This window comes from Acidithiobacillus sp. IBUN Pt1247-S3, from assembly GCF_041146875.1.
Lineage (GTDB): Bacteria > Pseudomonadota > Gammaproteobacteria > Acidithiobacillales > Acidithiobacillaceae > Igneacidithiobacillus.
The window spans coordinates 1-8,941 of sequence record NZ_JBFRXP010000037.1; the positions used below are offsets into that span (position 1 = coordinate 1).

Annotated in this window: 13 protein-coding genes and 1 pseudogene; 3 read left to right on the top strand and 11 right to left on the bottom strand. The window is 57.2% G+C overall.

Translation table 11 applies throughout. The annotated features are described in order from the left end of the window. Positions 1 to 262 precede the first annotated feature (262 nt). From AB4090_RS14430 to AB4090_RS14440, 3 genes are all read right to left on the bottom strand, one after another. Entirely contained in the window at positions 263 to 589 is a 327-nt protein-coding gene (locus tag AB4090_RS14430; RefSeq protein WP_369574583.1) for a type II toxin-antitoxin system PemK/MazF family toxin, read from the bottom strand. Further along, entirely contained in the window at positions 576 to 806 is a 231-nt protein-coding gene (locus AB4090_RS14435; protein WP_369574584.1) for an addiction module antitoxin, read from the bottom strand. Before AB4090_RS14435 ends, AB4090_RS14430 begins: the two co-directional genes overlap by 14 nt. 189 nt (positions 807 to 995) lie before the next feature. Further along, a complete protein-coding gene (locus AB4090_RS14440; RefSeq protein WP_369574585.1) occupies positions 996 to 2,795 on the bottom strand; it encodes a MobA/MobL family protein in 1,800 nt (599 codons plus the stop codon). Between the two features lie 158 nt (positions 2,796 to 2,953). Between AB4090_RS14440 and traD the strand changes: the two genes are divergently transcribed. After that, positions 2,954 to 3,358 carry a conjugal transfer protein TraD gene (gene traD / locus AB4090_RS14445; protein ID WP_369574586.1) on the top strand — a complete coding sequence of 135 codons (405 nt, stop codon included), beginning with the start codon at positions 2,954 to 2,956 and terminating at the stop codon, positions 3,356 to 3,358. A gap of 4 nt (positions 3,359 to 3,362) precedes the next feature. On the opposite strand, the gene AB4090_RS14450 is transcribed toward traD, so the two are convergent. The 6 genes from AB4090_RS14450 to AB4090_RS14475 all read right to left on the bottom strand — a co-directional run bounded on the left by AB4090_RS14450 (position 3,363) and on the right by AB4090_RS14475 (position 7,246). Then, positions 3,363 to 3,632 carry a type II toxin-antitoxin system RelE/ParE family toxin gene (locus AB4090_RS14450; RefSeq protein WP_369574587.1) on the bottom strand — a complete coding sequence of 90 codons (270 nt, stop codon included), beginning with the start codon at positions 3,630 to 3,632 and terminating at the stop codon, positions 3,363 to 3,365. Beyond that, positions 3,616 to 3,834 carry a DUF6290 family protein gene (locus AB4090_RS14455; RefSeq protein WP_369574588.1) on the bottom strand — a complete coding sequence of 73 codons (219 nt, stop codon included), beginning with the start codon at positions 3,832 to 3,834 and terminating at the stop codon, positions 3,616 to 3,618. The genes AB4090_RS14450 and AB4090_RS14455 overlap by 17 nt, the downstream gene beginning before the upstream one ends. Positions 3,835 to 4,118: 284 nt before the next feature. Next, positions 4,119 to 4,397: a hypothetical protein gene (locus AB4090_RS14460; protein ID WP_369574589.1), complete on the bottom strand. Its 279-nt coding sequence runs from the start codon at positions 4,395 to 4,397 to the stop codon at positions 4,119 to 4,121. Between the two features lie 524 nt (positions 4,398 to 4,921). Then, the gene (locus tag AB4090_RS14465; protein WP_369574590.1) at positions 4,922 to 6,280 is read right to left on the bottom strand and encodes a replication initiator protein A; all 1,359 of its coding nucleotides are present in this window, start codon (positions 6,278 to 6,280) and stop codon (positions 4,922 to 4,924) included. A gap of 26 nt (positions 6,281 to 6,306) precedes the next feature. After that, on the bottom strand, positions 6,307 to 6,600 hold the full coding sequence (locus tag AB4090_RS14470; RefSeq protein WP_369574591.1) for a hypothetical protein: 294 nt from the start codon (positions 6,598 to 6,600) through the stop codon (positions 6,307 to 6,309). 10 nt (positions 6,601 to 6,610) lie between these two features. Beyond that, positions 6,611 to 7,246 (bottom strand): AAA family ATPase, encoded by a 636-nt coding sequence (locus AB4090_RS14475; RefSeq protein WP_369574592.1) that lies wholly within the window; start codon positions 7,244 to 7,246, stop codon positions 6,611 to 6,613. Between the two features lie 284 nt (positions 7,247 to 7,530). Between AB4090_RS14475 and AB4090_RS14480 the strand changes: the two genes are divergently transcribed. Together AB4090_RS14480 and AB4090_RS14485 are read left to right on the top strand one after the other, a co-directional pair. Further along, positions 7,531 to 7,923, top strand: coding sequence for a hypothetical protein (locus AB4090_RS14480; RefSeq protein ID WP_369574595.1), 393 nt, complete (start codon positions 7,531 to 7,533; stop codon positions 7,921 to 7,923). Continuing rightward, positions 7,853 to 8,119, top strand: a pseudogene (locus AB4090_RS14485) (helix-turn-helix domain-containing protein); the annotation flags it as partial. The gene AB4090_RS14480 and the pseudogene AB4090_RS14485, both read left to right, overlap by 71 nt. 111 nt (positions 8,120 to 8,230) lie before the next feature. On the opposite strand, the gene AB4090_RS14490 reads toward AB4090_RS14485, so the two are convergent. Both AB4090_RS14490 and AB4090_RS14495 read right to left on the bottom strand, forming a co-directional pair. Then, positions 8,231 to 8,479 carry a replication initiator protein A gene (locus tag AB4090_RS14490; RefSeq protein WP_369574593.1) on the bottom strand — a complete coding sequence of 83 codons (249 nt, stop codon included), beginning with the start codon at positions 8,477 to 8,479 and terminating at the stop codon, positions 8,231 to 8,233. Continuing rightward, positions 8,476 to 8,841 (bottom strand): MarR family transcriptional regulator, encoded by a 366-nt coding sequence (locus AB4090_RS14495; RefSeq protein WP_369574594.1) that lies wholly within the window; start codon positions 8,839 to 8,841, stop codon positions 8,476 to 8,478. The genes AB4090_RS14490 and AB4090_RS14495 overlap by 4 nt, the downstream gene beginning before the upstream one ends. Between the last annotated feature and the right edge of the window lie 100 nt (positions 8,842 to 8,941).

The window sequence follows — 8,941 nt, forward strand, 5'->3', positions numbered from 1 at the left end:
ACTGAACATCGCACCCATCTCTACCTTGGCTCCACGCATGATCGAATCCCTCCGTGCCCTGTTCCGGCAATTATACCACGGACTTTTTCAGCAGCCTGTTAATGGTGAGATAGGTATAAAAAATCAGTGAGCGGCCTTCCCGTAACCGACCGTTTGATGGACACGTCTGCCGCGACCTGAGCGGCCAGCATTACCAGGGGCCGCGGGCAGCAGGTTTTCGGACAAACCATCTCAGAGATGAGTTTTTAGACACAGATCTTCTTCACCTGGGCATCCCCAGATGGATCAGAATGGCGGTTTCCACGGCGGTCATATCCGCCTTGTTCAAACTCCCCATCGGGCTTTTGAGTCGGCTCTTGTCCGCAGCCATGATCTGATCCGCCATCGCCTTGCCCGGCTTACCGGAAAGCGTGACCAACGCCTCCCCCGGATATTGGCGGCCTGTGTTGCTGGTAAGCGGCACCACGACCACCCGCGCCAGATTCCGGTTGGCCGCGTCATTACTGACGATGACGGCGGGCCGGGTTTTGCGTATCTCGCTCCCGACGGACGGATCAAACTCCACCCACCAGACTTCACCGCGCTTCATCGGCCATGTCCGCCCCAAGGGCGTTGCACCACACCAGCGCTTCCGCCTCGCGCTCTTGATCCGCCGCCATCGCCTGATAGCCCTCGTCCAGCACCGTATCCAGCACATGCGGCCGGAGCAAGTCCTCGATGTACTGGCTCATGTGCCGCCTGCCGACTGTCCGGTACAGCCCGTCGTACACGCTTTCATCCAGGGATATAGTCATTTTCTTGTGCATGACACCCTCTTTTATACGTAATACATAATGCTATTATAGCACAGCATATCGCCTTACCGCAGAATCATCAGGTCTGCCTGACCCTCAGGCTTCCCGTATGTCCCCAGCTTCGGATACCCCCACACACAGCACGTCTTTCCCATCAGCCAAGGTGCAAAGCGTCCCAGAGTTGAGTTATTGGACACATCATCATCCAAGTCCCCAGTCGTCACCGGGACCCTTGCTGCGGGCCGTGCCTTGGGTCGGCTGCTTCTTTCGTAAAAGTTCCTGCTGACGCTGCCGGTTCGCGGCTTGCCGCTCCGCATCGATCCGTTGCCTGGCACTTTTCTCAAGCACTTTATCAGAGACACTGAACCCCGCTTGCAACGCGGCTGACGCCGCCGCCAACCGAAAATCGTCCGCCCCCTCGATCATCAACTCAGACCAGCCCTTGGCTTTCGCCAACTCCAGCATCAACGGAATATCGTTTATCCCCCGTGGATTCTCCGCTTTTACTACCTCGCCCGTATCGATGACCTCCCTGCCCTGATTATCCCTGATATTCAGCCCGCCCAGGTCAGGACGCATCCGAATATACCAATCCTGCTCAACGGCTCGCTCTGCGGTTGCCGCCCCATAGCGCTCTGCCAGCGTTTTTTCGCGCCACTCCCGCCACGGCGTTTTTTTCTTCCCCCGCACCGCTACAGCGTCCGCTACCATGGGTGCCCACGGTTCCGTGCCACGCCAGGAGCGCTGTGCGGCATTGACGTCATTCGCCTCCCGCCGCTCCTGCAGCGCGGCTTTGACCGTCGCCTGCGCTTCCGGCAGATCGTTCGGCGGGTAAACCCAGATCCGGCGACCGTACTCTCCCCCCTGACCATCGGGAACGCGGCGCTCGACCTGTTCATATCCGGCTTGGCGGTAGGCCTGCCCCACATCCAGGTCGGTTTGGGTCCGCAACTGCTCGGCCAATGCCAACAACCCACTCTGGCGGGCCTCCTTGGCGACTTCGGCAGACTGGCGCTCCCGCGCATGCTCGATGCATTCCCGCCGCTCTGCTTCCTGCGCTGCCTGCAACTCGGCCTGGGCGCGCCGCCGGGCTTCAATGACGGCCTGGCGCTCGGCCTTGGCCGCCTCGAAATCCACCACCATTGCCGCCCGCTCCGGGGCCTGCTCTGACCCGGCATGGGTCAGCACCCGCCCTTTCTTCGGCTCCGGAGGACGGTCGAGGGCGTCAGCTTTATCCGCGAACTGCCGCACCCAGATCGGATCTTCTTCCTCCACCGTGGCGGCCATATCCAGATATTCTTCGCGTTGCGCTTCCAGCGTGCGATGGTCGATCCGGGCATCCACGCCCGCCTGCTCCAGCGAGTCGTTGGCCAGTCGTTCCCATAAGGGACGCACCCGGTCGGTCCAGGTGGATGCGGACACCACCTGGTCATCAACGTCCTTGTGGGCGGGTATCGGTAGGCGCTCGCGGGTCTTTCGCGCTCCGGGCACCTTGGCATTGGGCTGTCTGAACAGCGTCTCGGCATCACGCTCCACGCCGTCCATGATGCGGTCAGATAGCAGGATATGGACGTGCCGATGCTCGGGGTGGGCGGCGTCCTGCTGGTGTATCGCCAGCGTGTACGGCGTGACCCCGCCATCCACCGTGGCGACTTCCTGAGCAAAGGCCCGCGCCAGCGCTATTTGCTGCTCTGGGGACAACTCTTCAGGAAGGGCTGCCTCGACCTCTCTGTAGATGCAGCCGTTCGCCCGTTCATGGGCGTCACTCGCGTCCCAGAAGCGGGCCGGGTCCGCTGCGGCCCATGATGGCATATTGCCGGACTCGGCATGGACGAGCTCTGCGCGTTTGTCGGTGACCACCTCCCGCACGGCGCTTCCGTCTGCTATCCGCCGAACTTCTTTTGCATACGGCCCTTCCCGCAGCAGATAGCGCGCCTTCCCACCGGCGCCTTTGCCACTGCTCTTGCTGCCGCTGCTGACGTGCAGGTGATAGATCGCCATACGCTCTCCGGGGTGCAGGGGTTTCCCATGCCGCGCTCATGTCCGAAAGGACATGATTAAGCGCGCCTGCTTTGCAGCATAGGGCATGACGCCTCGCTTGTTTGAGCATGGCACATCATCTAGTATGTGGGCAATAGGGGAATCATGGGGGTGACCGTATGGCAAGAACTGCCGAAGAACGCATGGCCCGCCTTGCAGAGCAAAAGCGGGTGGCGCTGGAGAAGGTCAAGACCGCCGATGCGCAACTCAAAAAGCTACGTATGGAGCAAGACAGAGACGCAAAAAAAGCCGCACGCAAAGCACGGAACTACGCGCTCATTCAAACGGGAATACTGGTGGAGATCGCGGGTCTCCTGCAAATGGACCGGGGAACCCTCCTGGGCGGATTGCTGGCCTTGGCCAGGAGCGCCGAGGGGACCCCCGAGAAGGCGGCGCAATGGAAACAGGCGGGCGACGCGGAAATCACCAGACGGGAAACCGAGAAGGCCAAAAAAACCAAACCAAAGGACTCAACGATGGACGCTGCTACTCCGACGACAACATCCCGCGCAATCGCGCCATGACCACTCACTGACGATAAACCTCTTTCCGGTGGGCGATTTTTACGACAAGAATGCGTATATCACGATCCTCAATACTCGCAATAATACGGTAGTTTCCTACTCGGTAACGCCAGAGACCGCTGATGCCTCCTGCAAGCGGTTTACCCAAGCTGCGGGGCTCCTCCAGATTGGCTACTTTCACCTCGATAAAATCTCGGATCCGTTTACGCTCTGGTGCATCAAGCTTCCGCACGTCTTTCTGAACAGACTCCGCGTACTCAATCCTCCAGACCACGCCAGAATTCCTCGCTGCTTAATACGCGCTCAGACCCGCGCCGGACACGCTCCAAGGTGGCTTTGGCCAAATACGTGTCTTCCATATCATCTAGATGCTCCAAAATAGCCTCGCGGACATAATAAGTCTTCGTGCGGCCTGTCGCTTTTGCCAACGCATCCAGACGCTTCTCAATGTCGCTGGACAGACGAACTCCAATCATAGCAACCTCGCGCTAAACAGATTAAACGTGTTCATCATTTTGCGCCCGGTTCTGAGAAAAAGGAAGCAGAAGTCGCTGTATCTTTACACGTCCCTGCCACCACGTTACTGCGTATCGGTTTAGGCACTCCGCGCTGCGCGGCCTGAGCAAAAGCTCTGTTTTGGGCGTATACGGCACGCTGAGTGCCGAGCAATGGTTTTTAGTCACTCAAGGGGCTGGAATCGCGCAGAGGGCAAATATGGCCCCTTGCTGGCCCGACTGAGGCCGGGCCGGTGGCGGAATGTTCAGACAGGTCGCCTCTTGGGAAGCTTTTTATTACTGCGTAACAGATATTCCTGGAACGCTTCGTCGTCGTAGCGTGCCCGCTGCTCGGTTTCGTCAGCCTCGATGAGCAATCGCTCTAGCATTTCCTTTTTCGTTACGCCGTAATGAGACGATAGACGCTCAAGCGCAAAGCGCGCTTGGTTCGAGATCCACGTGTTTAACCTCGCTTCGCCGTCCCCGCTATTCGCAAAAGTCCGCTGTTTTCGGTAGCTCGCCTGCCGCTCCGCGTTCGTTGCCATACCCTCGTCTCCTCAGTTACGCAGTAACAAAAAGTGTAAACCATTACTGCGTAACAGTCAAGCAGCCACCAGCCCCACTCTCTCTTGCCAGACCAAGAAGGGGAGCCGCCGAAGGCGGGGGCGCAGCGACCGAGGACAGGGGGACCAGCAGGGGCCCGCCGCTGTATGCCATGCGCCCGGCGCCGCAGGCGGCAAGCGGGCGCTCCTTATGTTTCATGCTTCGGTGTGTGAAATGTCGTGGTTTGTGGTCAGTAGCCGTGCGTGCTGAAGTTATCCACAGGGGATAGGGGTCTATGTAGCGTTAAAATATTAAAGTTAAAAAACGCGCGCGCGCGTTACGGTTTTGGAAAGCCCCGTCGTTATTGGCTTTGCGCCGTGGTCCGGTGGGTGAAAACACGAATGTGCGGTGGGTGAAAACACGTGTCTATCCACAGGAATGGTGGGTGAAAACACGTGTCTATCCACAGGATCGGCCCATCTGGTGGGTGAAAACACGAACCGGTCACGTGTGCACATCTGATCACTCATGTCTGGCCAATGGCACGGGCCAGCCGCTTGGCGTCTTTGCTGTGGAACGTGACGGTGTCGTCCTCGCTAAGGACTAGCCGGTACTCTGGCAAACTGTTTTCGGTTTCAATGGCGCGGACCATCCGTCGGAACTCCTTGAGGGTTGATTTGCTGCCTGACTTGGTTTGTAGGAGTTCCAGGCTGATCTTCCATTGAGCCTGATGGCCACAATGTTTACGGGCCAGCTCGTAGAGCCGCCGCGCCAACGGCCGGCGTAGACGGAAATAGTTCGGGTGGATGGTGAGGACTTCCATCGCGTGAACGGCGTTGTAGAGCCATTCGGATAACGTGATCTCCACGGCAATCATACGCTCATCATCCCGCGATTTTTCGATAATCTTCCAGCGGTCGATGATGCCAAATCCCTCCCGAACACGTTGACCGCCGGTTCTGATGTCGGTTGTAATTGACGTGCCGCGTAGACGCTCGAATGTCTCATGCAGCAACTTATATCCATGCCCGCTAGTGTCGCGGTTCGTCGCAACAAGCAAGTCATAGACAACAAACCGGATCGTGCGGTTTTTCGCATCATCGCGCCCCCGGTTGAGTCCCTCAACCATCTGTGAGCAGACATAGATCAGCACGTCCTTGTCGTGCATCGTGGCGCGACCGAGCACGGACGGCGTAACTTTCACCGATTTGTTACCGTCCTTGCTGCGCCATTCCCAAATGCTCAAATCAGGCTTGGTTGCCAGGGTAAAGATCGGTGCTTCCATGCTTGCACCATCATCCTTCAAGGCATAATCGAAGAGATCCGCCAGAAAGAAATCACGGTTCGGATGGCGAACCTTGATCAACCCACTACGCCCTTGGCCAGGCGCTTCCGTCCGGGTCACTCGAACCTTGGCATGCGGCTCTGCTCTGCGCGCCTTGACCTGATCCTCAATGAGAACATTGAGCTGATCGCGCTGAGCCTGCAGCGTGGCCAGCTGCTCATGCAGGGCGCTGGCCTCAGAGCTTTCGCGATTGCCTAACCGGACAACCTGTGCCAACTCATGATGAATGGCCACCATCCGCTCGGATAGCAGACGGTGTATGTCGCGCAGATCATCTAGGCCGTGGCGTGCGAGATCTTCGGTCGATATGCCAGAATCGTTGATCGTACTGATTGCGCCCACGGCATCGCTCACGAATGCCCCAACACCCTCGTCAGCGTCTTGGCCAACGGATACGCCGTCACCTGGTAACAACGTCATTTGTCCGGTGTCTTCTTCAGTTCGCGCGCGCACAGTTTCGCCAAGACGGGCTAGAGACGCTGCCAGAGCGTCACCCAGCGGTACGGGCTGATTTTTACGGTCCTGATTGTTGTTTCCCATATATCTAGCAGCTACCTTGCAGTAAGTTATCGGCTAGTTATCTGACTTTTGTAGAGTTCCAAGGCGCGCTCCAACACCTCGACAAGGAGTAACCCATCGCGCTGCGCTAGCTCTCGCAGATCGGCATCCCACTCAGGACGTACGCGGGTAGCAAATTGCAGGGTTCGATTGGTACGTCGGGCCGAACGCCCGTCTATGCGCTGGATCAACTCGGAGCTAGTCGTCACTACATGGGCAGTCGCCGGAATGGACTCTGGGGAGTTAAGGTTAGTGCTTGCCTCTTCCATCGACGGCGGGGTACCGAGGGTTTTTCTCTTCAATTTAGATATGTCAGCCATTGTTCGTCACTCGATCGATGAGGGATTGAATCAGGGTATCAGCCCGATCGTTGAGAGCCGCATAGCGGGTTTCGGTAATAGCGTGCCCGGCATTCTGTGCCTGCCGATAGGCTGGCCGCTCCAGCAAGCAACCATTCAGGACGGCATAGCCAGCTTCAGCCAAGTAGGCTCGCGTTTCGATCTCTTCTGCCGCCGTGCCGATGCGGTTCAGGGCGAACGCTAAGCGCACGGACGGAATGCCAGCTTTAACAAGGGCATGAAACTCTCGCACGGCCGGCCGCAGATCGTCCAGCGATGCGCCAGTTGGTTGTACAACCAGATTAGCCGCTCGTGCGATTTCTAGCGTAGCTTGGCTGGTCCGGGCTGGGCCATCCAAGATGAGGATGTCAAAGTCATTGGCGACGCCTAGAGCCTGTCTAGCCGTGGCAAACGCTTCAACAGAAACGAAGGGTTCGATGTTGGCATTGAGCCGTTGCCGATGCCAATCAACGGAGGTGCCTTGCTGGGTGTCTAAGTCGGCCATCTTGACACGCAGCCCGCCAGCGGCAGCCTCTCGTGCCAGCGCGCGGGACAAGGTGCTTTTCCCAACCCCACCTTTCTGTGAAACGAACGCAACAACTGCAGCCATAAGGCCTCCTGCGATTGATAGATAGCAGCTATCTTGCACCAAAATAAAGAAGACAACAAGATGATAGCTTGTTGCAATCTAGCTGCTAGACTTTATATAGATGTGCAAGCAGGAGATTCGAAGTAAACAACCCTAGCCTGAGGGCGAAAGCTGCGCGCTACTACATCCGCTAGGAGTGTGTCTTGTAATTGACCAGCTTGGCGACAATTGCAAGCAATTATAATTTGCGCATACCATGGTCAGATGTCCGGGATGGGAACTCCCGCAGAACGTGAGGTAACGATATGGCAACTGAAACCATCGACCACGGAACACTATCCCGACTGGCAGAGGCCGGAGCGGTCCGGGAAGCACACATCGTAGGTCAGGGCGGCGGTTGGGCCGTGTTAGTACAGTACGGTGCCACCGAACGGCCACTGGCCGCGCAACGCAGTCGGCAGGTGCGATTGTTCCGTAAGTTCGAGACGCTCGTCTCTTACCTCAAGGAAATAGGCATCGCTCGCTTTGATGTGGATGCAGCGAACTATACCCCAAAGACGGCTATCGCCATGCGCCGGCCTGACCGATCCGAGGCGTTAAAACGTGCTCATGCAGCCGCTGCCTATGACGCCATCGGGACGGTTTTTCTTTCACGTCATGGCCAGTCTGGCCGAGATGGAACGGGATCTGACCATTGAGCGTACCCGTGCTGGCTTGGAAGCCGCCCGCAAGTTCGGGCGTATGCCGGGAAGGAAGCGACTGATGACGGAGAGCAAGGTGGCATCGGCCAGGAAGCTTCTGGATAACGGCACGCCACGCAGAGAGGTTGCGGAGCACCTCGGGGTATCCTTGCCGACGCTCTATCGCTGGATTCCAGGAGCATCGCGCCCTTAACGGGTTTTATATTCCGTTTTCTGAGGGGACCCCAATGCTCGACTCCATCGTATCCTTCACAATAGAGCTATTTTATCATGCTCATCAATAAACAGCATCAAGTGTGTAACACTACACTAGCTGGCTGATGCAGTAGATCCAGATATCCTTGTCATGAATCGTAGCGCACCCATCATGCCCAGGCTTAATAGTAACTGTCACCCCTTTGCGCTCGTAGACACGGACACACCTGTCTCCAGACTTCAGCGCAAAAATCGGATGTTCCATACTAGCCAGATCATCCTTGGGCGCAGCATCTAAGATATCGGCCACAAAAAAATCACGCTGTGTGTGGCGATCAAAATGAAGATGACCAGTCACGCTAAAACAGCCTCCAACCGGATGGTGCCCGCAGCTGATCGCACTTCCTTTTTACGGCCATGCCCAGGCAACGGTTTATCTTCCACAACAACAAGTCCGGCCTCTGCAAGCAAGGTGACATCCCGTTTTACAGCGCTACGATCACGGCCAAGACATTCAGCAACATCGGTGATGGAGCGCGGTTTTTCTAGAACCACGCGCATGAGGGCGAGCCTCGCAGTTGTGAGCACCTGTAGAAGATCTGCAGGATCCTCAAAGCTGATCGTCTTCTCTTCCGTTACGAGTTTCCCCGCATCAGCCAAGCGAGCGATCCTTTCCCCGCTCTTGAAAAATGTTTTCTCATCAGAAACTTGTAGCAACATGGGGTCAGCTCACGAAACGGAAAAAATCGTACGCTAAGACTGGCAGGCAACAAACAATAACCGACTCAGGAACGGACGCTGTTCCTTGCGGATGCGCTCC